The sequence below is a fragment of the Caulobacter sp. FW305-C-30-S16 genome, from assembly GCF_058783025.1.
The window spans coordinates 1128217-1152875 of record NZ_JBYSYH010000001.1 but is presented as its reverse complement, the minus strand read 5'-3'; the positions used below and the strand labels follow the sequence as shown (position 1 = coordinate 1152875).

General features: G+C 69.1%; 28 protein-coding genes. 17 read left to right on the top strand and 11 right to left on the bottom strand.

The features are described from left to right. Positions 1-11: 11 nt before the first annotated feature. Together AC3WJT_RS05695 and AC3WJT_RS05690 are read right to left on the bottom strand one after the other, a co-directional pair. A complete protein-coding gene (locus tag AC3WJT_RS05695; RefSeq protein WP_492342099.1) occupies positions 12-920 on the bottom strand; it encodes a site-specific tyrosine recombinase XerD in 909 nt (302 codons plus the stop codon). Then, the gene (locus AC3WJT_RS05690) at positions 917-2095 is read right to left on the bottom strand and encodes a hypothetical protein (protein ID WP_492342098.1); all 1179 of its coding nucleotides are present in this window, start codon (positions 2093-2095) and stop codon (positions 917-919) included. The genes AC3WJT_RS05695 and AC3WJT_RS05690 overlap by 4 nt, the downstream gene beginning before the upstream one ends. Positions 2096-2205: 110 nt before the next feature. On the opposite strand from AC3WJT_RS05690, the gene AC3WJT_RS05685 reads away from it, so the two are divergent. The 4 genes from AC3WJT_RS05685 to AC3WJT_RS05670 all read left to right on the top strand — a co-directional run bounded on the left by AC3WJT_RS05685 (position 2206) and on the right by AC3WJT_RS05670 (position 5627). Next, the gene (locus AC3WJT_RS05685) at positions 2206-2754 is read left to right on the top strand and encodes a shikimate kinase (protein ID WP_492342097.1); all 549 of its coding nucleotides are present in this window, start codon (positions 2206-2208) and stop codon (positions 2752-2754) included. Continuing rightward, a complete protein-coding gene (aroB, locus tag AC3WJT_RS05680) occupies positions 2751-3863 on the top strand; it encodes a 3-dehydroquinate synthase (RefSeq protein WP_492342096.1) in 1113 nt (370 codons plus the stop codon). Before AC3WJT_RS05685 ends, aroB begins: the two co-directional genes overlap by 4 nt. An 8-nt stretch (positions 3864-3871) precedes the next feature. Continuing rightward, positions 3872-5161 (top strand): HlyC/CorC family transporter, encoded by a 1290-nt coding sequence (locus AC3WJT_RS05675; RefSeq protein WP_492342095.1) that lies wholly within the window; start codon positions 3872-3874, stop codon positions 5159-5161. 124 nt (positions 5162-5285) lie between these two features. Further along, on the top strand, positions 5286-5627 hold the full coding sequence (locus AC3WJT_RS05670; protein WP_492342374.1) for a response regulator: 342 nt from the start codon (positions 5286-5288) through the stop codon (positions 5625-5627). On the opposite strand, the gene AC3WJT_RS05665 is transcribed toward AC3WJT_RS05670, so the two are convergent. Next, entirely contained in the window at positions 5624-5896 is a 273-nt protein-coding gene (locus tag AC3WJT_RS05665) for a BolA family protein (RefSeq protein WP_492342094.1), read from the bottom strand. The two genes, AC3WJT_RS05670 and AC3WJT_RS05665, sit on opposite strands and share 4 nt — an antisense overlap. Positions 5897-5948: 52 nt before the next feature. Between AC3WJT_RS05665 and AC3WJT_RS05660 the strand changes: the two genes are divergently transcribed. Then, positions 5949-6605, top strand: a complete 657-nt coding sequence (locus AC3WJT_RS05660) for a J domain-containing protein (protein ID WP_492342093.1) — start codon at positions 5949-5951, stop codon at positions 6603-6605. A gap of 147 nt (positions 6606-6752) precedes the next feature. On the opposite strand, the gene AC3WJT_RS05655 is transcribed toward AC3WJT_RS05660, so the two are convergent. Further along, entirely contained in the window at positions 6753-7466 is a 714-nt protein-coding gene (locus AC3WJT_RS05655; RefSeq protein WP_492342092.1) for a phosphatase PAP2 family protein, read from the bottom strand. Positions 7467-7555: 89 nt separating this feature from the next. Here AC3WJT_RS05655 and cobS point away from each other — a divergent pair, with 89 nt between their 5' ends. The 10 genes from cobS to AC3WJT_RS05605 all read left to right on the top strand — a co-directional run bounded on the left by cobS (position 7556) and on the right by AC3WJT_RS05605 (position 16280). Next, positions 7556-8560: a cobaltochelatase subunit CobS gene (gene cobS / locus AC3WJT_RS05650; RefSeq protein ID WP_492342091.1), complete on the top strand. Its 1005-nt coding sequence runs from the start codon at positions 7556-7558 to the stop codon at positions 8558-8560. Between the two features lie 380 nt (positions 8561-8940). Next, entirely contained in the window at positions 8941-9876 is a 936-nt protein-coding gene (locus AC3WJT_RS05645) for a ribose-phosphate pyrophosphokinase (protein WP_492342090.1), read from the top strand. A 111-nt stretch (positions 9877-9987) separates the two neighbouring features. Then, positions 9988-11052: a hypothetical protein gene (locus AC3WJT_RS05640; RefSeq protein ID WP_492342089.1), complete on the top strand. Its 1065-nt coding sequence runs from the start codon at positions 9988-9990 to the stop codon at positions 11050-11052. Between the two features lie 125 nt (positions 11053-11177). Beyond that, positions 11178-11786 carry a 50S ribosomal protein L25/general stress protein Ctc gene (locus AC3WJT_RS05635; protein WP_492342088.1) on the top strand — a complete coding sequence of 203 codons (609 nt, stop codon included), beginning with the start codon at positions 11178-11180 and terminating at the stop codon, positions 11784-11786. Positions 11787-11883: 97 nt separating this feature from the next. Continuing rightward, the gene (pth, locus tag AC3WJT_RS05630; RefSeq protein ID WP_492342087.1) at positions 11884-12513 is read left to right on the top strand and encodes an aminoacyl-tRNA hydrolase; all 630 of its coding nucleotides are present in this window, start codon (positions 11884-11886) and stop codon (positions 12511-12513) included. A gap of 55 nt (positions 12514-12568) precedes the next feature. After that, positions 12569-13669: a redox-regulated ATPase YchF gene (ychF, locus tag AC3WJT_RS05625; protein WP_492342086.1), complete on the top strand. Its 1101-nt coding sequence runs from the start codon at positions 12569-12571 to the stop codon at positions 13667-13669. 41 nt (positions 13670-13710) lie between these two features. Continuing rightward, positions 13711-14097 carry a DUF6841 family protein gene (locus AC3WJT_RS05620; protein ID WP_492342085.1) on the top strand — a complete coding sequence of 129 codons (387 nt, stop codon included), beginning with the start codon at positions 13711-13713 and terminating at the stop codon, positions 14095-14097. Then, positions 14097-14843 (top strand): SIR2 family NAD-dependent protein deacylase, encoded by a 747-nt coding sequence (locus AC3WJT_RS05615; protein ID WP_492342084.1) that lies wholly within the window; start codon positions 14097-14099, stop codon positions 14841-14843. Before AC3WJT_RS05620 ends, AC3WJT_RS05615 begins: the two co-directional genes overlap by 1 nt. 78 nt (positions 14844-14921) lie before the next feature. Further along, on the top strand, positions 14922-15605 hold the full coding sequence (locus AC3WJT_RS05610; RefSeq protein ID WP_492342083.1) for a dienelactone hydrolase family protein: 684 nt from the start codon (positions 14922-14924) through the stop codon (positions 15603-15605). Then, positions 15606-16280, top strand: a complete 675-nt coding sequence (locus tag AC3WJT_RS05605; protein ID WP_492342082.1) for a dienelactone hydrolase family protein — start codon at positions 15606-15608, stop codon at positions 16278-16280. It begins immediately after the preceding gene. Positions 16281-16314: 34 nt separating this feature from the next. Here AC3WJT_RS05605 and AC3WJT_RS05600 read toward each other — a convergent pair whose 3' ends face one another. After that, on the bottom strand, positions 16315-17178 hold the full coding sequence (locus AC3WJT_RS05600) for an S-methyl-5'-thioadenosine phosphorylase (protein ID WP_492342081.1): 864 nt from the start codon (positions 17176-17178) through the stop codon (positions 16315-16317). A gap of 57 nt (positions 17179-17235) precedes the next feature. Here AC3WJT_RS05600 and AC3WJT_RS05595 point away from each other — a divergent pair, with 57 nt between their 5' ends. After that, on the top strand, positions 17236-18081 hold the full coding sequence (locus AC3WJT_RS05595) for a pepsin/retropepsin-like aspartic protease family protein (RefSeq protein WP_492342080.1): 846 nt from the start codon (positions 17236-17238) through the stop codon (positions 18079-18081). A gap of 53 nt (positions 18082-18134) precedes the next feature. On the opposite strand, the gene AC3WJT_RS05590 is transcribed toward AC3WJT_RS05595, so the two are convergent. From AC3WJT_RS05590 to petA, 3 genes are read right to left on the bottom strand one after another with little or no spacing between them, the layout of a single operon-like run. After that, positions 18135-18944: a cytochrome c1 gene (locus AC3WJT_RS05590; RefSeq protein WP_492342079.1), complete on the bottom strand. Its 810-nt coding sequence runs from the start codon at positions 18942-18944 to the stop codon at positions 18135-18137. A gap of 6 nt (positions 18945-18950) precedes the next feature. Next, complete coding sequence (locus tag AC3WJT_RS05585; RefSeq protein ID WP_492342078.1) at positions 18951-20234, bottom strand: cytochrome b; 1284 nt, start codon at positions 20232-20234, stop codon at positions 18951-18953. 5 nt (positions 20235-20239) lie between these two features. Then, complete coding sequence (petA, locus tag AC3WJT_RS05580) at positions 20240-20788, bottom strand: ubiquinol-cytochrome c reductase iron-sulfur subunit (protein ID WP_492342077.1); 549 nt, start codon at positions 20786-20788, stop codon at positions 20240-20242. A 232-nt stretch (positions 20789-21020) separates the two neighbouring features. Between petA and hemF the strand changes: the two genes are divergently transcribed. After that, entirely contained in the window at positions 21021-21893 is an 873-nt protein-coding gene (hemF, locus tag AC3WJT_RS05575) for an oxygen-dependent coproporphyrinogen oxidase (protein ID WP_492342076.1), read from the top strand. A gap of 119 nt (positions 21894-22012) precedes the next feature. On the opposite strand, the gene AC3WJT_RS05570 is transcribed toward hemF, so the two are convergent. Genes AC3WJT_RS05570 through AC3WJT_RS05560 form a run of 3 tightly spaced genes read right to left on the bottom strand, consistent with a single transcriptional unit; the run spans position 22013 to position 24532 of the window. Next, positions 22013-23269, bottom strand: a complete 1257-nt coding sequence (locus AC3WJT_RS05570; protein ID WP_492342075.1) for a CCA tRNA nucleotidyltransferase — start codon at positions 23267-23269, stop codon at positions 22013-22015. Between the two features lie 49 nt (positions 23270-23318). Beyond that, entirely contained in the window at positions 23319-23966 is a 648-nt protein-coding gene (locus AC3WJT_RS05565; RefSeq protein WP_492342074.1) for a CoA pyrophosphatase, read from the bottom strand. Further along, complete coding sequence (locus AC3WJT_RS05560) at positions 23963-24532, bottom strand: DUF1285 domain-containing protein (protein ID WP_492342073.1); 570 nt, start codon at positions 24530-24532, stop codon at positions 23963-23965. The genes AC3WJT_RS05565 and AC3WJT_RS05560 overlap by 4 nt, the downstream gene beginning before the upstream one ends. Positions 24533-24659: the final 127 nt, after the last annotated feature.

The window sequence follows — 24659 nt, the reverse complement described above, 5'->3', positions numbered from 1 at the left end:
CCTACCATATGTCAGGGCTTTTTCGCGAGCGGATGCTTGGTTCGCACGACCTCGGCGAGGCGCTCGCCCGCGACGTGGGTGTAGATCTGGGTGGTGGCGATGTCGGCGTGGCCCAGCAGGGTCTGGACGACGCGCAGATCGGCCCCGCCCTCCAGCAGATGGGTGGCGAAGGCGTGGCGCAGCACGTGCGGGCTGACGCGCGCCGGGTCGATCCCCGCGCCGGCGGCGGCCTCTTCGAGCAGCTGCGAGAACCGCCGGGCCGTCAGCCGCCCGCCCTTGCCGCGCGACGGGAACAGCCAGGGATTGGCGGCGTCCCCCTTGGGGATGAACTGTTTGCGGACCTCCAGCCAGGCCTTCACGGCGGTCCGCGCGGCGGCGTTCAGCGGGGCCAGCCGCTCCTTGCCGCCCTTGCCCTTGACCATCAGGAAGGCCGGATCGCGCGCCAGCGCGGTCAGCGGCAGGGCCAGCAACTCCGAGACTCGCAGGCCGGACGCGTAGGTGATCTCGATCAGGCAGGCGAGGCGCAGGCCCTGCGCGCCGTCCCTGGCCGAGGCCGCCGCGATCAGCCTTTCGACCTCGTCGCGGGAGAGCACCTTCGGCAGCGGCCGCCCCTGCTTCGGCGCCTCGACGCGCCGGGAGGGATCATCGGTCCGCCAGCCCTCGCCGAGCACGAAGCGGTAGAACTGGCGCACCGCCGCCCGCCGCCGTGCCGCCGTCGCCGGCGACAGGCCCGCTGCGCCCATGGCCGCGAACCAGGCCTCGATATCCTCTGAGGTGGCGCCGGCCAGATCCTGTCCGCGCGTCTTCAGGAAGCCGGCGGCGTCGACCAGATCCTTGCCGTAGGCGGTCAGGGTGTTGCGCGCCGAGGCCCGCTCGACCGCCATCATTTCGAGAAAGGCCTCGGTCCAGCCTTCGCTCATTTGGCCGGGACCAGCAGACCCTCAATGGCGAAGGCCTGGGCGGCGTCGGCAAGACCGACCCGGCGAAGGGCCCCGACGATCCGGGCGCGATCCAGCGGCGGCGGACCCGCGGATCCCGTCTCCGACGCGATCGCCAGCGCCAGCAGGGTCGCCTCGCCCTTGAGGCCCTGCCCGGCGGCCCGGTCGAGCGCCAGCAGCAGCATCGGCGAGGCCACGCTCTTGCCGGCATCCGCGCGCGCCAGCCGCGCCCGGGCTTCCGGCCCCGGCTGACCGCCCATCGCTTCCAGCAGCAGGATCCGCCCGACCAGCACCGGCCGGGCCTTGGGCGTGGCGGCGTCCGCCTCGTCGAGCAGCATGTCGAAGAGCCGGGGCGTGGTCGCGGCGCTGGCGATCAGCGACCGGGCGACGGTGGCCTCTTCGGTCTCGTACGTCGGCGTCGCGGGCCAAAGCGCCGCCGCCACCGCGGGCGAGGCGCCCGTCCGGGCGGCCTGCAGGTCCAGCGCCAGCCGTCGGGACAGCGCGAACTCCAGCCCATTGCGCAGCGAGGCCGCGCCGGGATCGCCGGCGCCGGCCAACATCGCGCCCATCAGCCGGGCGTAGACCGGATCGCGGCCTTTCTCGCCCGCCAGGGTGAAGGTCAGCTGCGCCGCATCCGTCTGCCCGGCCCGCGCCTGGCAGTAGGCCCGCAGCCGCAGCCAGTAGAGCTCGCCCCGGCCGACAGTCAGTTGGTCGGAGACACGGCAGGCGACGTCATCCTGCCCGGCGATCAGCGCGGCCTCGGCGGCCGCCTGGGCCAGATCGGCGTTGGTCGGTACGTTCGGCGCCCGCTCGACGGCGGCCCAGGCCGTGCGGCCATCGCCCAGCGCCAGCAGGGCCTGCACCCGCGCGGCGGCCACATCCGGATCACGCCCCGCGCCCTCCGGCCCGGCCACGCCAGCGCCCAGCACGGAGATCGCTAGCGCCGCCGCCGCCGGACTGAGCGGCTTGCGCCCAACCAGCGGCAGCATCTCCCGCGTGACCTGCGCCGACGTGCCGGCCCACAGGTCCTGCGGCATTCCGCTCTCGCGATCCCCGAGCGAGAAATAATCCGGCGGCGCCAGCGAAGACACGGCCACCTGCGCGGCGGCCGGCGCGGCGAGGAGGGCGATGGCGGCGGCGAACGTCACGATACGCATTGGGCCACCTTAGCACCTCTCCATTCGAGGGGCAGCGGGTTCCACTCCTGCCTGTAATTCGGGACAGCGCTTGGCTCCCCCCGCCTCTGTCGTGTAAGCCAAGCACGGCCATGACCGCCGACCCCCGCCTTCGCCGCAAGACTATCGCCCTCGTCGGCCTCATGGGCGCGGGCAAGAGCAGTATCGGCCGCCGGCTGGCGACCGTGCTCGACCTGCCGTTTCGCGACGCCGACAGTGAGGTCGAGGCGGCGGCGGGACGGACAATCTCCGAGATCTTCGAAAGCTTCGGCGAAGAGGCCTTTCGCGACGGCGAGCGCCGCGTGATCGCGCGCCTGATGGACGAGGGCCCGCATGTGCTGGCCACCGGCGGCGGGGCGTTCGTCAACGCCGGGACGCGGGCGCTGATCAAGGACCGGGCCATCTCGATCTGGCTGAAGGCCGATCTGGAGCTGCTGGCGCGCCGCATCGGCCGCAAGGACACCCGGCCGCTGGTCCGCGGCAAGGACCCGCTGGAGGTGCTGACCGCGCTGGCGGCCGAGCGGAACCCGCTCTACGCCCAGGCCGACATCATCGTCGAAACAGGCGACACCCCCCACACCGAAGCCGTCGAGGCCGTCGTACGCGCCCTGACCGCCCATCTGGCCGGAGCCGAGCCGTGACCCGCAGCTATCCCGTGGCCCTGGGCGGCAGGGCCTATGACGTGGTCGTCGGACCCGGCCTGATCGATCGCGCCGGCGAACGGATCGCGCCGCTGCTGAAGACGAAGCGCACAGCCATCGTCACCGACAGCAATGTCGGCGAGCACCATGGCGAGCGCCTGTCGGTCTCTCTGGAGAAGGCCGGGGTCGCAGTCGATGTGATCACCGTTCCGGCGGGCGAGGAGAGCAAGAGCTTCGAGGGGCTGGCGGACCTCAGCGACCGGCTGCTGGAGCTGCGGCTGGACCGGGGCGACGTCATCGTGGCGTTCGGCGGCGGCGTGGTCGGCGATCTCGCGGGGTTCGCGGCGGCGATCTACAAGCGCGGCATCGACTTCATCCAGGTCCCGACCAGCCTGCTGGCCCAGGTCGACAGCTCGGTCGGCGGCAAGACGGCGATCGACACCCCGCGCGGCAAGAACCTGATCGGCGCCTTCCATCAGCCCAGGCTGGTGCTGGCGGATCTGGATGTGCTCTGCACCCTGCCCGCGCGGGAAATGGCCTGCGGCTACGCCGAGGTCATCAAGTACGGCATGCTCGGCGACGCGGCCTTCTTCGCCTGGCTGGAAGCCAACAGCGCGGCGGTGCTGGACCGCGACATCGACGCCCTGGCCCATGCCGTGGGCCGGTCGGTCGAGATGAAGGCCGAAATCGTCGCCGAGGACGAGACCGAACAGGGCCGCCGCGCGTTGCTCAACCTCGGCCACACCTTCGGCCACGCCCTGGAGGCCGAGACCGGCTACGGCGAAACGCTCAAACATGGCGAGGCGGTCGCCGCCGGCTGCGGCCTGGCGTTCCGCTTCTCCGCGGCGCTCGGCCTGTGCGACCCCGACGACGCCGCGCGGGTCGAGCGGGCGCTGAAGGCCGCTGGTCTGCCTGCCGGCATGGCCGATGTTCCCGGCCATCCGTTCAGCGCCGACCGCCTGATCCATCACATGGGTCAGGACAAGAAGGCGCAGGGCGGCGCGCTGACCTTCATTCTCGCCCGCCGCATCGGCGAGGCGTTTACGGCGAAAGGGGTCGATCCTGACACCCTGCGCCGCTTCCTGATCGAACAAGGAGCCATGCCGTGATTGCGGCCATGATCGCGACCCTCGCCCCCGCCCTGATCATCCTGCTCGGGATCGGGGCGCTCATCTCGGCGGCCGAGACCTCGATGACGGCCGCCAGCCGCGGCCGCATGCACCAGCTCGAGCGCGACGGGGACCGCGCGGCGGCCCGGGTCAACCGGCTGATGGGCGACCAGGAGAACATGATCGGCGCGATCCTGCTGTCCAACAACGTGGTCAACATCGGCGCCTCGGCCCTGACGACCAGCGTGCTGGCGGTAGCCTTCCCCGGCCCGGTCGGGGTCGTCGCCTCGACCGTGATCATGACCGTGCTGGTGGTGGTGTTCGGCGAGATCCTGCCCAAGACCCTGGCGATCACCCGGCCCGAAATCGTGGCCCGTTTCCTCTCGCTGCCGACCTACTGGACGGTGCGCATCTTCGGCCCGCTGGCCCGGGGCGCGCAGTGGATCGTGCGCCAGACCCTGCGGCCGTTCGGGATCAACCTGTCGATGGAGACCGACGTCCTCGCGGCCCACGAGGAGATCCGCGGCGCGGTCGAGTATCACCACTCCGAAGGGGTCGTCGAAAGCCGCGACCGCCGCATGCTGGGCGGGGTGCTGGACCTGTCGGAGATGGACGTCTCGGAGGTCATGGTTCACCGCAAGTCGGTCGAGATGCTCGACGCCTCGCTGCCGCCGCGCGAACTGGTCCGCCAGGCGCTCGACTGCGGCCACAGCCGCCTGCCGCTCTGGCGCGACGACCAGGACAACATCGTCGGCGTCCTGCACGTGCGGGACCTGGTCAAGGTGATGGCCCAGACCGACGTCGACCTCGACGTCCTCGACGTCATGGGCCTGGCGCGCAAGCCGTGGTTCACGCCCGAGACGACCAAACTGAAGGACCAGCTCAACGCCTTCCTCAAGAAGCGCAACCACTTCGCCCTGGTCGTCGACGAGTACGGCGGCCTGCAGGGGGTGGTGTCGCTGGAGGACATTCTCGAGGAGATCGTCGGCGAGATCGACGACGAGCACGACGCCACGGTCGAAGGTGTGAAGGTCCAGCCCGACGGCTGGGTCGAGACCGCCGGCACGGTCACTGTCCGCGACCTGAACCGCGCGCTCGACTGGGACCTGCCGGACGACCAGGCCGTGACCATCGCCGGACTGCTGATCCAGGAGGTCGAGAAGATCCCCGAGGAGGGCGAGACCTTCGCAGTGTTCAATCACCGGTTCGAGGTCGCCCGCCGGCGCCGCAACCAGATCACCGAACTGCGCATCAGCCCGCGGATGGACGCCGACGGCGGATGGATCGAATCCGGCTGATTTGCCTGGAACCGGATGGCCGCCGGCGCGTTTTCGCACGATCGGTCGCATTGCGATTGATTGGGGGACCGGCGTGTGACGCCGGCAGGAAGGGTAGGCTGTGACGGACAGGGCGTTGACCGGCATGCGGGTGCTGGTGGTCGAGGACGAGATGCTCGTCTCGATGCTGCTCGAGGACATGCTGGCCGATTTCGGCTGCGACATCGTCGGCCCGGCCGCCTCGATCGCCGAGGCCCTGCCGCTGGCCACCGACGCGCAGATCGACGTGGCGGTGCTCGACATGAACCTCGGCGGCCAGCCGGTGTTTCCGATCGCCGACGCCCTGAAGGCCCGCGGCGTGCCCTACATCTTCGCCAGCGGCTACGGTCAGAGCGGTCTCAGCGACGACCACCGCGGCGCGCCGCTGCTGCAGAAGCCCTTCCGCCAGGCCGACCTGGAAAGGGCGCTGAACGGGGTGCGGGGCTAGCCTTCCCCCGGCGCCAGCGCCTTCAGCGACAGCGCGTGCACCGGCCCGGCCAGCAGGTCCGACAGCACGCCGTAGACCTGCCGCTGACGGGCGACCTTGTTCAGCCCGGCGAATACATCGGCCTCGATCAGGACGTTGAAATGGCTCTCCCCGCCCTCCCGCGCGCCGGCGTGTCCGGCGTGCCGCGCGGAGTCGTCGACCACCTCCAGGCGTGACGGAGAAAACGCGTCGGTCAGTTTTTTGCGGATTGAGTCCGATACGGAGGTCATTTTTCGAAGGTCAATTCTTGAATGAGAAAGGTTGAGCCTCATACTTCGGCTCATGGCGAACGCCTTTCAATACCGTCCCAGATTTGTCGACATCCGGGTCCGCCCTCCCAAGCCGGGGGAAGCGGAGGCGGAAGCCGACGTCAACGCCCTCAAACCGGGCGAGCGTCGCTGTGAGCATTCCGACTGCCTGAGCGTGGCCACCGCGCGGGCGCCGAAGTCGCGCGACATGCCGGGGCAGTTCTATCATTTCTGCCAGTCGCACGCGGCCGAGTACAACAAGCAGTGGAACTTCTTCGCCGGCATGACCGACGATGCGATCACCCGCGCCCAGGCCGAACGCGCCACCGGCGAGCGGCCGACCTGGAGCTTCAAGGCGTCCAACCGCTCGCGTGAGGCCGCCGCCCAGGCCAAGGGCCCGATGGGCTGGAACGACCCGTTCAGCCTGTTCGGCTTCGGCCGCGCCGACCGCTCTGGCGTCGACGCCCCGGCCGCCCGCGCCGACGGCCGCACGCTGGGCAAGCTGGAGCGCGGCGCCCTCGCCGACCTCGACCTGCCCGACACCGCCGACCGGGCGCTGATCCGCACCCGCTACACCGAGCTGGTCAAGAAGTGCCACCCCGACTCCAACGGCGGCGACCGTAGCGCCGAGCACAAGCTGCAACGCGTGCTGAAGGCCTGGAAGACGCTGAAGAAGGCGGGCCTGGCCTGAACCTTCCTCTCCGCGTAGCGGGGAGGGGGACCATGCGGAGCATGGTGGAGGGGCGGCGCCGGACTCCCCGGACAGACCGGAGTTCAGGATCGCGCCGCTCACCCCCGCGCCGCCCCTCCACCGCCGTCCCGGCGGTCCCCCTCCCCCTCAGCCTTCGGCTTCCGGGGAGGAGCGGGCGCCCACCGGCCTCCACCGGTCCAGCCCCTGCGCGGCCAGCCACCAGGCCAGCGCCCAGGCGCCGCCCAGCGACCAGCCGGCCAGCACGTCCGACGGCCAGTGGACGCCGAGATACACGCGGCTGAGCCCGACCAGCAGCGCGATCGCCGCCGCCCCGACAAGGCCGAACACCTTGACCCGCCGGTCCGTGGCGAACCTTGCGACCAGCGCCCCTAGCGTCAGCCAGACCACCGCCGACAGCATCGCGTGACCGCTCGGGAAGCTGGCGTTGATCGCCTCGACAAGATGCAGCGCCCCGTCGGGCCGGTCGCGGCCGAACAGCGCCTTCAGCCCCTGGCTCAGCGCCACGCCGCCGAGGGAAGCGGCCAGCAGCACCCCGGCCTCACGCCAGCGCCGCAGCGCCGCGAACAGCCCGGCGACGAACAGCACCGCCAGCCCCAGCACCGTCACCGAGCCCAGCGCCGTCACGTCCATCGCCGCCGTGGTCAGCCAGGCCGGCCCCAGCGGCACGGAGGGATCCGCCCCCGACCGCAGGCTCATCAGAATCGCCAGATCGATCCGCCGCGTCTCGCCCTCGGCCACCTCGTCGGCGATGGCGAGGAAGGCCTGGACCGCGATCGCCAGCCCCAGCAGTCCGGCCAGCAGACCGACCTCGCGCCGGGCCCAGGCCAGCCACGCACCCATCCTTCGCCCGTCAATCATGTCGTCGGCGCCATTTTTTCCTCGAACGATTGTTTGCTGAACGCTGATAAGGCGCTAATCGATCAATCATCATGGCTGATCAGATCGACACCGCTTCCGACCCCCTGCTGGGCCTCGTCCCCGACAAGCAGGTTTCCATCCGCGACGTCTTCGGCGTCGACTCCGACATGCTGGTCCCGGCGTTCAGCCATCGCGACTCGCACGTGCCGGACATCGACGAGTCCTACCGGTTCGATCCGCAGACCACGCTGGCGATCGTCGCGGGCCTGGCCTTCGACCGCCGGGTGATGATCCAGGGCTATCACGGCACCGGCAAGTCGACCCACATCGAGCAGGTCTGCGCCCGGCTGAACTGGCCGATGGTCCGCGTGAACCTGGACAGCCACGTCAGCCGCATCGACCTCGTCGGCAAGGACGCCATCGTCCTGAAGGACGGCAAGCAGATCACCGAATTCCGCGAAGGCATCCTTCCGTGGTGCCTGCAGCGCCCGATGGCGCTGGTGTTCGACGAGTACGACGCCGGCCGTCCGGACGTGATGTTCGTGATCCAGCGCGTGCTGGAAGCCGGCGGCAAGCTGACGCTGCTGGACCAGAACCGCGTGATCCGCGCCAACCCCTATTTCCGCCTGTTCTCGACGACCAACACCATTGGTCTGGGCGACACGACGGGCCTCTATCACGGCACGCAGCAGATCAATCAGGGCCAGATGGACCGCTGGTCGATCGTCACCACGCTTAACTACCTCGACCACGACTCCGAGGCCGAGATCGTGCTGGCCAAGAACCCGAAATACGCCACGCCCGAAGGCCGCCGCACCCTGGCCGCCATGGTCCGCGTCGCCGACATGACCCGCAACGCCTTCATGAACGGCGACATCTCGACCGTCATGAGCCCGCGCACGGTGATCACCTGGGCCCAGAACGCCGAGATCTTCGGCGGCGACCTGGCCCTGTCGTTCCGGATGACCTTCCTGAACAAGTGCGACGAACTCGAGCGCCCGACGGTGGCGGAGTTCTACCAGCGGGCGTTCGGTGAGGATCTGCCGGAGAGCGCGGCGCGGGTGAAGGTGGCCTAGGGGCTACCTTTCGGCCCATCGCTCCGCGACGCGCAGCGCCCTTGAGTTGAGGAGCTACGGCGAGATCTTCGCGCCGTATGCGGCGGCCACTGGCCGACGCCGCGACGAAACTGGACCGACCGGCGATCGTCCTGGCGTGAGATGAAGGCCTACCTCTCCCTCTTGGGAGAGGGGGACCACCCGAAGGGTGGTGGAGTGGGAGGCGGGGTGGTGGCCGGGATGGCCGTGCTTCGATGATTCACCACCGCGCATCCCCCTCCACCATGCTCCGCATGGTCCCCTCCCCCAAGTGGGGAGGAAGAGAGTAGAGAATCCGCCTTGCCCCTCGCGTCTCCCCTGCTAGAAGCCGCCCAACGTTCCCAGCGCGAAGAGTCGCCGCCATGAAGCTGCTAGCCGGCAACTCCAACAGGACGCTCGCGACCGCCATTGCGGAATACCTCGACGTCCCCCTGACCCGCGCCCAGGTGCGGCGGTTCGCCGACAACGAGGTCTTCGTCACCATCGACGAGAACGTCCGCGGCGAGGACGTGTTCGTCATCCAGTCGACCAGCTACCCGGCCAACGACAACCTGATGGAACTGCTGATCTGCATCGATGCGCTGAAGCGCGCGTCGGGCCGGCGGATCACGGCGGTGCTGCCCTATTTCGGTTACGCCCGGCAGGACCGGAAGACCGGCGGTCGCACGCCGATCTCGGCCAAGCTGGTGGCCAACCTGATCACCCGGGCCGGCGCCGACCGCGTGCTGACCATGGACCTGCACGCCGGCCAGATTCAGGGCTTCTTCGACATCCCGACCGACAACCTGCTGCCCGTGCCGCTGCTGGCCGAGGATATCCGCGCCCACTACGGCAAGACCGATGACCTGCTGATCGTCTCGCCGGACGTCGGCGGCGTGGTGCGGGCCCGTGCGCTGGCCAACCGCCTCAGCGCCGACCTGGCCATCGTCGACAAGCGTCGCTCCGGTCCCGGCGAGAGCGAGGTGATGAACATCATCGGCGAGGTCTCCGGCCGCCGCTGCATCCTGTTCGATGACATCGTCGATTCCGCCGGCACCCTGTGCAACGCCGCCAAGGCGCTGAGTGACGCGGGCGCGGTCGAGGTCTCGGCCTATGTCACCCACGGGGTGCTCTCGGGCGCCGCCGCCGACCGGGTCACCGCATCGGTGCTCAAGGAGCTGGTGGTCACCGACTCCATCGAGCTGTCGGACACGGTGAAGGCCTGCAAGAAGATCCGCGCTGTCTCCTGCGCCCCGCTGATGGGCGAGGCCATTCGCCGGATCGCCAATGAGGAATCAGTGTCGAAGCTGTTCGACTAGCCGCTGCCGTTATTCCCCCGTAAAGTGCGCCTTAAGCTCCGGCCGTCACATTCTCGCCGTCCACGCGCGTTGTATTGACGAGGTTGGGGTGTGACGGGGAAGCTGCGTATCATGAGATCTTTCCTTCCTGCGCGTATCGCGCCGGCGCTTGCCGCCTTCGCCCTGGCCGCCGTCCTGGCCGGCTGCGGACCCGAACAGCCCGCCCCCTACATGCCGCCGCCCCCGCCGCCGGCCCCGCCGCCGATCACCCTGGCGCCCAGCCTGATCCAGGAAGCCAGCGCCTGGCGCGGCTATATGGCGCGCGCCAACGCCATCTCGCCCGACTTCAAGAACGGCGAGGAAATCCAGGTCTCGCTGCGCACCGCGGCGGCCTATGAGCCCAAGCAGTTCCTGCGCGGCGCGGTGGCCTACGCCGCGATCGTCGCGCTGCAGGATCCGGTGTTCGTCGCCGAGCTGCGCAAGGTGGCCGCCGACCCGGCCCAGCGCATCGCCATGCGCGACCAGCTGATCTCCAATCCCAACATGGCCACCATCCTGCCCGGCGCCGACAGCGCCGCGGGCCTGATCCTGCAGGCGCTCGGCAACGAGGGCGCGCGGATGGTCGTCAACGGCCGCGCCGTGAAGCAGTCCGCCTATTCGGTGCAGCACAGCGCCTGGTCCAAGATCGCCGTGCCGAACCGCGAAGCCCGGCTGATCCTCGCCAAGTCGCTGTCGGCCACGCCGATGACGGGCGAGGCCGCCGACGTCATGCTGATGCAGCAGGCCAGCACCGGCCCGTCCGCGGCGACCCCGCTGGGCCTTACGCCCGGCGCCACGCCCCCGCCCTGGTCGCCGCTGGTCGTGCGCGGCCTGACGCTGGCCGCCCTGGCCGCCATCGGCGAAGCCGGTGACGCCAACCTCGCCGCGATCACCACCCTGTCGGCCGAGCCGAACGCGGCCTACTGCCTGAACATGGCCAAGCTGAACCTCTATCAGTGCCTGGCCGTGTCCAAGCCGCACTACGAGGACATCTTCTGCCTGGGCCAGCACATCCTGATCGACACCGGCGCCTGTGTGGTGAAATGGACCGGTGCGACGATGCCGCCCGAGCCGATCCGGCCCGTGGTCGCCCCCGCGCCCGCCCGCAAGAGCACCGCCGCCGCCGCGCCCGCGAAAAAGCCGCCGGTTCGCCGCTAAGAGTCTCAGCGGGCGGCGTTGCGCCGTCCGCTGAAAGCGTGTATCGAGCGCCACCCTGAATTCACCGACCGTCGCCGCGCGGAGTTCTTCTGCCGCGGCGACGTCGTTTTGAGAGCCGCAAGACCATGGCCGAGATCGTCCTCAACGTCGAAGTCCGCGACCGCACCGGCACGGGCGGCGCCCGTGAAGCCCGCCGCGCCGGCAAGGTGCCCGGTATCCTGTACGGCGGCCCCAAGGGCCCCGTCGCGATCTCGGTGAAGGTCAACGAGTTCCGCAAGTCGCTCTACACCGGCCAGCTGCACGGCCACCTGGTGACGCTGAAGTACGGCGAAGAGAGCCAGCCGGTCATCGCCAAGGACATCCAGTTCCACCCGGTGACGGATGAGCCGATTCACTTCGACCTGCTGCGCGTCGAGGAAGGCTCCACCATCCGCATCGCCATCCCGGTTCACTTCAAGAACCAGGACGTCTGCCCCGGCCTGAAGCAGGGCGGCTCGCTGGAAATCGTGCGTCACGACGTCGAGCTGAACTGCCCGGCCGACGCCATTCCGGAAGAACTGGTGTTCGACCTGTCGAACAGCCAGCTGGGCGACACCATCCGCATCGGCGACATCGCCCTGCCCAAGGGCGTCACCCCGTCGATCGCCGACCGCGACTTCGTGCTGGCGACCCTGAAGGTCTCCTCGGCCGGTATGTCCGAAGCGGCCGCCGCGGACGGCGACACCGAAGCCTGATCGGTCTCGCGACCCTGATCTGGATGCGGGCGGGCCGATGGCTCGCCCGTTTTCGTTTGAGCCCGTCGCCGTCTGAGGCCCTCGCAGGGAGATCGACATGACGCTGATCCTCGCCGGCCTCGGCAATCCCGGCGGCAAGTACGAGAAGAACCGCCACAACGTCGGCTTCATGGCCATGGACGCCATCGCCCGCCGCTGGGCCACGGCCCCCTGGCGCGCCCGCTTCCAGGGCCTCGCCTGCGATGGCCAGGTCGAGACCCCGGACGGCCCGGTCAAGCTGCTGCTGCTCAAGCCTCAGACGTATTACAACGAGACCGGCCGGTCGGTCGGCGAGGCGGCGCGCTTCTTCAAGCTCAAGCCCGCCGACGTCATCGTCTTCCATGACGAGATCGATCTCGCGCCCGGCCGCTTCCGGATGAAGACCGGCGGCGGCGCGGCGGGCAACAACGGCATCCGCTCGATCACCGCCCAGGTCGGCGCCGACTTCCGCCGCGCCCGCATCGGCGTCGGCCATCCCGGCGACAAGGACGCGGTGATGCACTACGTGCTGGGCGACCTGCACAAGGTCGACCGGGTCTGGCTGGACCCGATGCTCGACGCCATCACCGACGCCCTGCCCTTCGCCGCCGCCGGCGACGACGAGCGCTACCAGGCCGAGGTCATGCGCCTGGCGCCCGCCCCGAAGGCCGACCCCCGCAAACAGGCCCGCGACGGCGGCGAGGCCTGACGACAATCCCGCGCCAATCGGCTATAGGCGCGCCACCCTTTCGTTCGAGATCTCCATGGCCCTGAAAGTCGCGATCGTCGGCCTGCCCAACGTGGGCAAGTCGACCCTGTTCAACGCCCTGACGCAGACCGCGTCGGCCCAGGCGGCCAACTACCCGTTCTGCACGATCGAGCCGAACACCGGTGACGTGGCGGTGCCCGAGCCGCGTCTTGAGGTGCTGGCGAGCATCGTCGGCTCCAAGGAGATCATCCCCTCGCGGATCAACTTCGTCGACATCGCCGGCCTGGTGCGCGGCGCGTCGAAGGGCGAGGGCCTGGGCAACCAGTTCCTGGCCAACATCCGCGACTGTGACGCCGTGGCCTTTGTCGCGCGCTGCTTCGAGGACACCGACATCACCCACGTCGAAGGCCGGATCGATCCGCTGTCGGACCTGGACATCATCGAGACCGAGCTGATGCTCGCCGACCTCGAGAGCCTCGAAAAGCGCAAGCCGAACGTCGAGAAGAAGGCCAAGTCCGGCGGCGACAAGGAAGCCGCCAACACCCTGCGCCTGATCAACGTCGCGCTGGAGCAGCTGAACGCCGGCCGCCCGGCCCGCGCCGCGGACATCAGCAAGGACGACTACAAGGCCTGGCACATGCTGCAGCTGCTGACCGCGCTGCCGGCGCTGTACGTCTGCAACGTCGATGAAGGCTCGGCCGACAAGGGCAACGCCTTTTCCGACAAGGTCGCCGAGCGCGCGAAGGCGGACAACGCCAAGAGCGTGGTGATCTCGGCCCAGATCGAGAGCGAGATCGCCCTGCTGGATCCGGCCGAGCGCAGCGAATTCCTCGAGACCCTCGGCCTGCACGAGCCGGGCCTCAACCGCCTGATCCGCGAGGCCTACGCCCTGCTGGGCCTGCAGAGCTACTTCACGGTCGGCCCCAAGGAAGCCCGCGCCTGGACCATCGAGGTCGGCTGCACCGCGCCCCAGGCCGCCGGCGTGATCCACAACGACTTCGAGAAGGGCTTCATCCGCGCCGAGACCATCGCCTTCGACGACTTCGTCGCCTTCAAGGGTGAACAGGGCGCCAAGGACGCCGGCAAGATGCGCTCCGAAGGCAAGGAGTACATCGTCAAGGACGGCGATGTGATGCACTTCCGGTTCAACGTCTAGCGGCATTGGCCGTCATGGCGTTGGCGTATTAGGCTTGGGTCATGAGCTCTGATCACGCCGCCGCCATCGCCGCCGCAGAGGCCGTCCTGGACGCCTTCATGGCGGCGTTCAACGCCCGCAACCTGCCCGCCTGGGAAGAGACCTTCAACTTCCCCAGCGTGCGGTTCGCGTCGAACACCATGACCATCATCGAGCCCGGCTATCACAGGCCGGAGATGTTCGATCAGGGCGCGCTGAGCGACTGGGACCACTCCGCCTGGGAACGTCGCAAGGCGATCCACGCGGGCGCAGACAAGGTTCACTTCGACACCCGCTTCAGCCGCTTCCGCGCCGACGGCAGCGTCATCGGCGGGTTCGATTCGATCTACGTCGTCACCTGCGAGAAAGGCCACTGGGGCGTGAAGGCCCGCTCGAGTTTCGCGCCCTGATGAGCCGGCGCGGTGAACTGGCACGGATGATCGACGAGGCCCGGCGCGTGGTGGTGTTCACCGGCGCCGGCATGTCGACCGAGTCGGGCATCCCGGACTTCCGCAGTCCCGGCGGGGTCTGGTCGAAGATGAAGCCGATCCAGTTCCAGGACTTCGTCGCCCGCGAGGACATGCGCCGCGAGGCCTGGACGCGGGTGTTCAACGGCACGGCCGGCTGGGTCGGTCGCGCGCCGAACGCCGGCCACGACGCGGTGGCGCGGATGGTCGCCACGGGCAAGGTGATGAGCGTCATCACCCAGAACGTCGACAACCTGCACCAGGACAGCGGCATCCCCGACGAGCGGATCATCGAGCTGCACGGCAACGCCAGCTACGCCACCTGCCTGACCTGCGCGCTGCGGCATGAGCTGCATCACCTGAAGGCGGCCTTCGTCGAGCGCGGCGAGATCCCGGCCTGCCGGTCGTGCGGGGGTCTTGTGAAGACCGCGACCATCTCGTTCGGCCAGCCGATGCCGCAGGACCAGATGCTGCAGGCCGAGGAGGAGACCCTGGCCTGCGACCTGTTCCTGGTGCTGGGCTCGTCGCTCGTGGTGTTCCCGGCGGCGGGCTTTCCCCTGCTGGCCAAACGCAACGGGGCCATGCTGGCCATCGTCAACCGCGAGGCCACGGACATGGATCGCTACGCCGACCTGGTGCTGCACGACGAGATCGGCGCCGTGATGACCGAGATCGCGCCGACGCTCTAGACCTCTCCGCGAGGGGAGGATTGCTGAATGCGCCGGCGCCGGGCACTACTTCCGCCGACGAGCAGAGGACCCACCGCCATGGCCGACACCATCAAACTGACCTCCGGCCATGACGGCTTCGCCTTCGCCGCCCTGCATGGCCAGCCTGCCGGTCCGCGAAAGGGCGGGGTCATCGTTATTCAGGAGATCTTCGGCCTCGACCAGTTCGTGCACGAGGACGTCGCCCGGTGGGAGGCGCGTGGCTTCGAGGTGCTGGCGCCGTCGATGTACGACCGGCAGCAGCCCGGCTTCACCGCCGCGCATGACGATCCGGCCGAGTTCCAGCGGGCGGTCCAGCTGGCCATGGCCAACGGGCCGGACAACGCCATGAGCGACATCCAGGCCTGTATCGATTTCCTGGCGCCGCGCGGGCCGGTGTTCATCGTCGGCTACTGCTACGGCGGGACGATGGTCTGGCTCGCGGCATCGCGCTGCAAGGGCCTCAGCGCCGGCTCCAGCTACTACGGCGGTCAGGTGGCCGGGATGGCCGCCCTGCCCCTCTCCTGCCCCGTGGAGCTGCATCTGGGCCGCAAGGACGGCCATATCCCGGCCGACGACGTGAAGGCCAAAGTGCAGGCCGCCCATCCGGAGGTTCCGGTGTGGATCTACGAGGCCTCAGGCCACGGGTTCAACAACGACGGACGGCCCGAGTCCGACCTTGCTGACGCCGAGCTGGCCCGCCGGCGGACGGTGGCCCTGTTCGAGGCCAACGGGGCCGGCTGAATGGGTGAGCGGATCGCCCTGGCGACAACCGGCGGCAAGCCCTTCGCCGCCTGGCATGCGCAGCCGGGCGAGGCCCGTCGCGGCGGGCTGGTGGTGCTGCACGCGATCTGGGGCGTGACGCCGCACATCCGCGCCTTCTGCGACGGGCTGGCGGAGCAGGGATATGACGTGATCGCGCCCAGCCTGCTCGACGGGACGAACGCTTTCCCGGACAGCGACACGGACTTTTCGATCCTCGACGAGCGTCTGGCGCTCGGCGAGGCCGCGGGCTGGGGCGCGGCGGCGATGGACGTCGTGCAGGCCGCGATCGATGCACTGGACGGGCCGGTCTACCTGCTCGGCTTCTGTTTCGGCGGCACGAGCGCCTGGCTGGCCGCCTGCCGGTGCGAAGGCCTGAAGGCCGTCGCCTGCTTCTATGGCGGCAGGATCATCGACCATGTCGACGAGACGCCGCGCTGTCCGACGATCCTGCATTTCGGGACGCAGGACGAAACGATCCCGGCCGCCGACGTCGCGACGATCACCGCCGCCCACCCTGACCTGCCGGCATGGCTCTATCCCGCCGGCCACGCCTTCGTCGCGCCGAGCGGCTACCATGAGGACAGCGCGAAACTGGCGATGCTTCGCACACTGCAGCTGTTCCACCGCAGCGGCGGCGCGAAGGGCGAGGTTTAAAGTCGAACTCCTCCCCACGCAGTGGGGAGGATGGTCACAGCACCCGACCGGCCACGGCGTCGAGTTTCGCCATCATCGCCGGGTCGCGCGCCTCCGCAGCGGTAATCAGCGCCCAGTCCAGACAGGTGTCGATCGGCGAGGCGGGGCGCTCCATCGGCAGGGACAGCGCCAGCTGGTTGACCAGCGCCCGGGCTTTCGCGGTGTTGGCGTGCATCACTTCAAGGATGTGCCCCACCTCGACAGCCGCCTCATCTTCTCGCCAGCAGTCGTAGTCAGTGACCATGCAGACCGAGGCGTAGGGCAGCTCCGCCTCGCGGGCCAGCTTGGCCTCCGGCATGTTCGTCATGCCGATCACGTCGCAGCCCCAGGCGCGGTAGAGGTGGCTCTCGGCCCGCGTCGAGAACTGCGGTCCCTCCATCACCAGATGCGTTCCACCCTCGACCACCGTCGCGCCCGTCTGTCGCCCCGCCTCGGCGGCAAGGCCGGCCAGGCGCGGGCAGACAGGATCAGCCATCGAGACATGGGCCACCAGTCCCGGCCCGAAGAAGCTCTTCTCCCGGGCGAAGGTGCGGTCGATGTACTGGTCCACCATAACGAACGTGCCCGGCGGAAGCTCTTCGCGCAGGGAGCCCACGGCCGAGATCGACAGGACGTCGGTGCACCCCGCCCGCTTGAGGACATCGATATTGGCGCGGCTGTTCAGCGCGCTGGGCGGTATCGCGTGACCGGCGCCGTGGCGCGGCAGGAAGACCAGCCGCGTGGTCCCGATTCGCCCCGTGACCAGATCGCTCGACGGCGCGCCGAACGGACTGTCGATCCGCACGGTGGCGCGATCCTCCAGTCCCGCGATGTCGTAGAGACCCGAACCGCCGATGACCCCGAGCGTCCAGCCCGCCATGACTTTCTCCCCCTCAGGAACGGTGACCAGAGGTCCGACAGATTGGCGACGTTGTCCATGTCGAACCTCCGCCCGGACTTCAGGCTTGGCGTTCTGTTGAACGCGGGTCACGCTCTGCGGGTGAAAGCATCCTCGCCTCTGTTGCTGGCCTTCGCCCTGGGCCTCAGCCTGCCCGTCGCGGCGCAGGCAGGGGACAGCGCCTGCTGGTTCGAGAACGGCGCCGTGGTCGTGCCGGCGGAGATCGGCGGCGTGGCCGGCGACTGGTTGCTGGACCCCTCGGCGGCGCACACCCTGCTGCATGAGACGCGCGCGCAGATGGAGGGCCTGCCCGCGACGTTTTCGGCCCGCGCCCGGCTGGCGGGCCAGACCTTCGAGGGCGTCGACGTCACGGTCGCAGACCTTGATGACCGCGCACCGGGATTCCGAACACCTATCGCGGGCGTCATCGGCGCCGACCTGCTGCGCCGGGTCGTGGTCGATCTGCGGTTCGCCCCCTGCCGTCTGCGGCTGACGACAGGTCCGGCGGGGCGCCCGGCCCGGGGCGCGCGTCCATTGCGCGTGCTCGAGGCGGCGGGGGTCCCGGTCGTCGAGGCTGCCGTCTCGGACGACCGCCGTGCCCGCCGGGGACTGTTCGCCATCGATCTCAGCGCCCGGGCGTCGGTCAGGCTGACCGCCGCCGTGTTTCAGCCCGACAGGGTCGGCGCTGCGACCGCGCCGCGCAGTCAGGCCCCGGGTCATCTGCGCGCCCTGTCGTTCAGGGGCGAGCTCTATGAGCAAGCCTCGGCCGCCCTCGCCCCGGACCTCGACCCGGCGCTGGCGGGCGCGCTCGGCACGGATCTCTGGTCGCGCTGGCGGTTGCGGCTGGACATCGCGAGCGGCCGGCTCTGGCTCAGCCCTGAATGAAAAAAGGCCCGGGACTGCTCCCGGGCCTTCAATTCAGATCGGTGCGGGAGAGCCTAGTGGCTCTCGTTCTTCCACACCCGCCGGTAACTGGCGTAGAGCAGGCCCGAGAACAGGACCAGGAAGATCAGGACCGAGAAGCCCATCTTCTTGCGCTCCTCCATCTTGGGCTCGGCGGCCCACATCAGGAAGGCGGCGACGTCTTCCGCCTGCTGCTTGACGGTCGACTTGGTGCCGTCGTCGAACGACACCTTGTCCACCGCGAGCGGCGGCGCCATGCCGATGATCCCGCCGGGGAAGTACTTGTTGTAGTGCTGACCGGCAGCCAGGGTCACACCGTGCTCCGGCGGCCCGTAGCCCTGCAGCAGGCTGGCGATGTATTCCGGACCGCCCTCGCGCGCCTTGGCCATCAGCGACAGGTCGGGCGGCACGAGGCCGCCGTTGCTGGCCTTGGCCGCGATCGCGTTCGGGAACGGCGACGGGAAGCGGTCGGCCGGGATGCCGGGACGCTGGATGGGATCGCCGGTTTCACTGTCCAGATCAGGGATCTGGGTGTCAGCGGCCAGCGCCTTGACGACGGGGTTGTCGTTCGAGGTCAGACCCTTCTCCGCCGAATATTCCGGATCGAAGAACGGACCGCTCGGGTCGCCGAGGTTGCGGAACGCCAGCAGGCTCATGCTGTGGCAGGCCGAGCAGACCTCGCGATAGACCTTATAGCCCCGCTGGAGCTGGACCTGGTTGAAGCGGCCGAACGGGCCCTCGAAGCTGAAGGCGACGGGCTCGGGCTCGTGCGCCTTGGCGGCCGCCATGGCCGGACCGCCGACGAGGAGCAGCGCCGCCGCGAGCAGGGTGACTTTGCGCAGCATCGGGGCTCAGTCCTTGTGTTCGCCGCCGAGAACCGGCGAGGAGATGGTTTCAGGCGTCGGCAGGGGCTTCTCGAAGAGGCCCAGCATCGGCATGACCACCAGGAAGTAGGCGAAGTAGTAGAGGGTCGCCACGCGCGACAGCCAGACGAAGCTGTTCAGATCGGAGTCGACCAGAACGAACGTGGTCAGGCCCGGGATCACCTGGTCATCCGGCAGCTTGGCGCCGCAGAAGCCGAGGATCACGCACACCACCAGGAAGATGAAGAAGTAGAGCCGGGCCTGCGGCCGGTAGCGCATCGACTTCACCTTGGACGTATCGAGCCACGGCAGAGCGAAGATGCAGGCGATCGAGCCGAACATGGCCAGCACGCCGATCAGCTTCTCGGGAACCGCGCGCAGGATCGCGTAGAACGGCAGGAAGTACCATTCCGGCACGATGTGCGACGGCGTCACCAGCGGGTTGGCCGGGATGTAGTTGTCCGCGTGGCCGAGGGCGTTGGGCATGTAGAAGAGGAACACCGCGAAGAGGATCAGGAAGACGCTCATCGCAAAGCCGTCCTTCACCGTCGCGTACGGGGTGAAGGGCAGGGTGTCGGCCTTGGACTTGGGATCGACGCCGGTCGGGTTGTTCTGGCCGACCACGTGCAGCGCCCAGACGTGCAGCACCACGACGCCGGCGATCATGAACGGCAGCAGATAGTGCAGCGAGAAGAAGCGCTTGAGCGTCGGCTCATCGACCGCGAAGCCGCCCCACAGCAGGGTCGTGATCGCTTCACCCACGATCGGGAAGGCGCCCAGCAGGTTGGTGATCACCACCGCGCCGTGGAAGCTCATCTGGCCCCAGGGCAGGACGTAGCCCATGAAGGCCGTGGCCATCATCAGCCCGTAGATCACGCAGCCGAGGAGCCAGAGCACCTCGCGCGGGGCCTTGTAGGAGCCGTAGTAGAGGCCGCGGAGCATGTGGATGTAGACGGCGATGAAGAACATCGACGCGCCGTTGGCGTGCATGTAGCGCAGCAGCCAGCCGTAGTTCACGTCGCGCATGATGTGCTCGACGGAGGTGAAGGCGGTTGCGGCGCTCGGCGTGTAGTGCATCGCCAGCACGATGCCGGTGATGATCTGGACGCCCAGGCAGAGCGACAGGATGCCGCCGAAGGTCCACCAGTAGTTCAGGTTCCGCGGCGTCGGATAGTCGACGAAGCTGTCCCAGACGAGGCGACCGACGGGCAGGCGCGCGTCAAGCCATTTGGCGAAACCGTTGCTCGGTTGATAAGTCGAATGTCCGCTCATCTCGATCAGCCGATCTTGACCTTGGTGTCGGAAAGGAAGGCGTATTCGGGCACCACCAGGTTCAACGGCGCCGGGCCTTTGCGAATGCGGCCGGAGGTGTCGTAGTGCGAGCCATGGCAGGGGCAGAACCACCCGCCGTAGTCACCGCCGCCGACCGTGGGCACGCAGCCAAGGTGGGTGCAGGACCCGACCAGGACCAGCCACTGGGCCTTGCCCTCCTTGTGGCGCTCGGCGTCCGTCTGCGGATCGCGCAGGGCGGCGCCGTCGTCCTTCACCGCGGCCGCGATCTGCTCGGGCGTGCGGTTGCGGATGAACAGCGGCTTGCCGCGCCAGTTGATGGTCACCTGCTGCGCCGGCTCGATCTTGGTCAGATCGTATTCGACGCTGGCGAGGGCCAGGGTGTCGGCCGCAGGATTCATCTGCGCGACGAACGGCCAGACCGCGGCGAGACCCCCGCCGGCGGCGGCGGTGATGGCGGCGATATGGATGAAGTCGCGCCGGGAGGGATCGTCTCCGGCTGCGGGATTCGTTGCGTCCACGGCGGTGTGGGCCACCTTGAGATCACCCTTCGAAAAAGGCCGCGCCGGAAGCGAGGCTCGCAAATCCTTGCGGAGCATTCTGGAAGCGGTGCGCTTGTCTGACCCGATCTGGGTCGGCGTCGCCCCGAAGAAACCCCGTTGGCAGGACCGATTAGTGCGCGTCTCGTCCTTTTTCAACTGACCATGTGGGGAATATGGATATCCGCGCTGCATGGACGCACCGATGAGAGGCTGTAAAAGCCCGTTCATGACCGATGCAGCCCTTCTCGACGACCGCAAGGGCCAGGCGCGAGCCTGGTTCGAATCGCTCCGCGACCGGATCCTGACCGCCTTCGAGGCCCTCGAGGACGCCGCGCCCCCCGACCTGTATCCGGGCGAACCCGGACGGTTCGAGCGCAAGCCCTGGGTCCGCGAGGCGGGCGGCGGCGGCGTCATGTCGATGATGCACGGCCGGCTGTTCGAGAAGGTCGGGGTTCACACCTCGATGGTCTTCGGGACCTTCACCCCCGAGATGGCCGCCAACATGCCCGGCGCGCAGGAGGACCCGCGGTTCTTCGCCACCGGCGTCAGCCTTATCGCCCACATGGTCAGCCCGCGCGTCCCCGCGGTGCATATGAACACCCGCTTCATCTGTACGACGAAGGGCTGGTTCGGCGGCGGCGGCGACCTGACCCCTGTGCTGGACTACCAGCGGGACCAGGCCTTTCCGGACACCGCCGCCTTCCATGCGGCGATGAAGGCCGCCTGTGACGCCCACGACCCGGCCTGGCACGCGAAATACAAGGCCTGGTGCGACGAGTATTTCTACCTGGCGCACCGCAAGGAGCCGCGCGGTACAGGCGGGATCTTCTACGACCACCATGACAGCGGCGACTGGGACCGCGACTTCGCCTTCACGCGCGATGTCGGCGAGGCGTTCCTCGATATCTATCCGAAGATCGTCGCCGGCCGGATGGCCGAGCCTTGGACGCCGGAGGAACGCGAGGAACAGCTGATCCGGCGGGGCCGCTACGTCGAGTTCAACCTGCTCTACGACCGCGGCACCACCTTCGGCCTGAAGACCGGCGGCAACGTCGAGTCGATTCTCAGTTCGATGCCGCCGGCGGTGAAGTGGCCGTAGGGAGGCTCCCCAACGGGGGAGGTGTCAGGCCATAGGCCTGACTGAGGGGGTCACCCGAGATTTGAGCGGACCCCCTCCGTCCCGGCTTCGCCGGGCCACCTCCCCCGATGGGGAGGACCTCAGAACGCCATCCCCTGCGCGACCGCCTTCAGCCGCTCCGCCGCCGCCATGCGGTCGTCGAGGAAGTCGAGGTCGATCCACCAGTCCTCGATCTCGCGCAGCACCTGGCCGACCAGCGGCCCGCGCGGCACACCGGCGGAGACGACGTCCTCGCCGGTCAGCGGGAAGGCCGGCGGCGTCCAGGTCTCGGCCAGTGGAATCAGCGCCCGCCATTGTGTGGCGGCCGCCGGACGATCCGACGCCGCCCAGGCGAGCATCACACGATCGGCGAACACGCGGCCGCCGAGCCGGTAGACGGCGCGGCGGGTCTCGCGCGGGCTCATCCAGGAGACGACGCGCGGCTCGCGACCGGCGGCGGCGATCAGCCGGTCCTTCAGGGCGTTCGACAGGCGCAGCCGCTCGGCGGTGTCCTGCGCCACCCTGGCGTCGTCGGGCAGCAGGCTGGCCAGGCGAAGCTCCGCGTCGATGTCGAAGAAATGCTCGGACTCAATGGCGACCAGACGCTCGAACCGTGTGAGGGCCTTCACCTGCGGCAACACGGACGACAGCACGCTGGTCGCCGCCATCAGGCGCAATGCGGCGCGGGGATCGGGCGCCGCCAGCAGCTTGAGCAGCTCCTTCTGGGTCCGCTCGGCGGCGCGGCCCGACAGCATTCCTTTCAGCGCCTTGCAGGCCGCGAGCGCCGCCGGATCGGCGTCGCCCTTGCCGTACCAGGCCTGGAACCGGAAGAATCGCAGGATCCGCAGGTAATCCTCGCGGATCCGGGTCATGGCGTCGCCGACGAACACGATGCGGCCCGCTTTCGCGTCGGCCACACCCTCGCCGGTCGGATCGTAGACCCGTCCCTCGGCGTCGCAGTAGAGGGCGTTCAGGCGGAAGTCGCGGCGCACCGCGTCCTCCTCCCAGTTCTGGGTGAAGGCGACCACCGCGCGGCGGCCGTCTGTCGAGACATCGCGCCGCAGGGTGGTGATCTCGTACGGCCGGCCCTCGGAGATGGCGGTGACCGTGCCGTGGTCGACGCCGGTCGGCACGACCTTGATTCCAGCCGCCTCCAGGGCCTCGGTGACCTGGTCGGGCGTCAGGGTCGTGGCGATGTCGATGTCGTCGATCGGCTGACCCAGCAGGGTATTGCGCACGCACCCGCCGACGAACCGGGCGCAGCCGGCGTAGCCGCGCGCTTCGAGCGCCCCCATGACCGCGCGGGTCGCGGGCAGCTCCATCCAGGGCCGAACGCCGATACTCTCTGTCGATGACATGGCGCAGGACTTAGGGCGCCGCACCGGACCTGCAAAGCCCACGTTTTCGTCAGGCGATCGCCGCGCCGTAGAGGCGCTCATACAGCGCCCGCAGCATCCCGGCCGTGGCGCCCCAGATCAGCTGGTTCTCCCAGGTCATGGCGTAGAAATGCCGCCGCTGGCCGTCGGGCATGTCGTAGTGCCGACGCTCGTAGTTGGCCGGGTCCATCAGGAAGCCGAACGGCGTCTCGAAGATCTCCGCCACCTCATGGGGGTTCGGCGTGAGGGCCAGGTCCGGGGGCACGAACCCGACGACCGGGGTCACCAGATAGCCCGTGCCGGTGCGGTAGGGCGTCGACAGGCCGGCCAGGGTGACGTGGTGCGAGCCCAGACCGATCTCCTCGTCCGCCTCGCGCAGGGCCGCCTGCTGGACGGTCTCGCCGGGGTCCATCCGGCCGCCGGGAAAAGCCACCTGACCGGTGTGCCGGCGCAGGCTGTCGGAACGTCGGGTGAGCAGCACCGACAGACCCGCCTGGCGTTCGACCAGAGCCACCAGCACGGCGGCGGGCTTGACCGGCTCGGGCGCCGCCGGCGCCATGTCCGGGTTCATGTCGAAGTCCGACATGTGCGGCCGGCTCGAGCCCTGGGCGTCGTCCAGCGGGTCGAGGCGCCCGGCGATCCAGTCGCGCAGCTCGTCCGGCGAGGCTTTCGGAGTCACAGCCTGTGCGCCCCGGCCGGGCCGATCGGAAACCAGGCGCCGTTGGAGGTGACGCCGAGCGCCGGTCCTTCCGGCGTATCCCCCTCGCCGGCCATCTCGACCAGTTCATAGAACACCGGCCGGGCGATCAACGCCTCCAGCCCGCGACGAACATGCAGATAGGGCCGCGGCTCGCCCGTCTTCTCATCCATCTCGACGCGGATGGCGTTGTCGGCGCCCGCCTCGACGGTGTCGCCGACGTTGGTCTGGAAGACGAGGGCGTCCCCCTCCCGGTCGACGCGGATGGCGATGAACGGCGCGTCCTCGACGACGATCTTCATCTTTTCGACCGGCGTCACCAGGTGGAAGCCGTCCGGATCCTTGCGCAGGACCGTCGAGAACAGCCGGACCAGCGCCTCGCGGCCGATCGGCGTGCCTTCATGAAACCACACGCCGTCCTTGCGGATGCGGATATCGATCTCGCCGCAATGCGCCGGGTTCCACAGATGCACCGGCGGCAGGCCGCGCCCCGGCGCCTGCCTGGCTGCCGCGATCACACTGTCCAGACCGGGTTTCGGATCACTCATGCCGCCAATGTAGACGCCCCTCGCGCCGGGGAAAGCAACAAGCACGCCGGCGCCCGACTTGCCAAAAATGACGCGTGTGTCAGGTTTGGTGTCGGGGAGCGCTTCGACGGACCGGTCGGAGCCTGGC